The organism is Methylophaga sp. UBA5088 (genome assembly GCF_002414625.1).
GTDB classification, from domain to species: Bacteria; Pseudomonadota; Gammaproteobacteria; order Nitrosococcales; family Methylophagaceae; genus Methylophaga; species Methylophaga marina.
The window spans coordinates 1,529-2,502 of record NZ_DIAC01000033.1 but is presented as its reverse complement, the minus strand read 5'-3'; the positions used below and the strand labels follow the sequence as shown (position 1 = coordinate 2,502).

The following is a 974-nucleotide window of genomic DNA, read 5'->3' as shown; positions in this document are numbered from 1 at the left end:
CAACGGACAAACGGAAGTTGGGATGATCGCATCGCTGTTATTGCTCGCATCACAGACCTTAGAGAAGTGATAGCACAAGTAACTGTTACGATTCTGAATGAGTTCGACAATGCTAAAAGCTACGCTAAGCGGCATATTATTGAGATTGTGAAGCATGATGGAGAACGAATATGTCAAGAGGTGTTCGTGTTTGCAGAGCGTGATAATGATCAACGCTTTACTCAAATCGAAGAGACAACACTAAAACTCGACACTTAATACTGAGGAGCCACAGGGGCTGGCTCCAATTTTATCTATTTCGTTACAGCAGGAAGGTTTAACACACGATTAAAATTTAGTTATATCAATATTTACTGAAGTCAGAAAATCAGTCCGAACAGGCGGGTTATCCTAAACTATTCTCTTGAGGATAAATAGATTCATTTGGCAGCTAACGCCTGGCCTTGCGGTGTGCCGGAGCGAAGCGTAGGTACGTCCGCCAACAGCCACTTGTTACGAGTGATATCCCATGATGAACTCAGGGTGCCCAGTGTGCTCATCGATCCGCTCTCCAAGTAAATTGAATCCGTGCTTCTCATAAAATTTGATGCTCGGAATATTATCTTTATAAACAGTGAGCTGAATCTTCTCTCGCCTATTCTTCGCATCATAAATCAGAGCAGAACCCAATCCTTTACCTTGCGAGCCTGGTTTCACAAAGATCGCAGCAAGATTGTTCTCATACAGGCTATAGAAACCAACCACCTCTCCCTCAGCTTCACATACAAGCGTCTCCGATGCAGGAATATATACATCACGCATCATGCCAATCTTCGACTTCCAAAACTCAGGGTCGATAAAGTTGTGGGCTTTAACCGATGCAGATAGCCAGATTTCCAAGATTTGATCAATATCGGCTGCCCGATAGTCCCGAATCATTTGTTTGTTCCCTAGTTCTCGTAACAGTGCGTTTTATGAGGCCACTGGCCTCATAA

2 protein-coding genes are annotated in these 974 nt (G+C 43.7%); one reads left to right on the top strand and one right to left on the bottom strand.

The window, feature by feature from the left end; genetic code table 11:
* A partial coding sequence (locus B4K20_RS04755) for a hypothetical protein (RefSeq protein WP_289282058.1) occupies window positions 1-258 on the top strand: 258 nt, incomplete at its 5' end.
* A 234-nt stretch (window positions 259-492) separates the two neighbouring features.
* Here B4K20_RS04755 and B4K20_RS04750 read toward each other — a convergent pair.
* The gene (locus tag B4K20_RS04750) at window positions 493-918 is read right to left on the bottom strand and encodes an N-acetyltransferase (protein WP_289282057.1); all 426 of its coding nucleotides are present in this window, start codon (window positions 916-918) and stop codon (window positions 493-495) included.
* Between the last annotated feature and the right edge of the window lie 56 nt (window positions 919-974).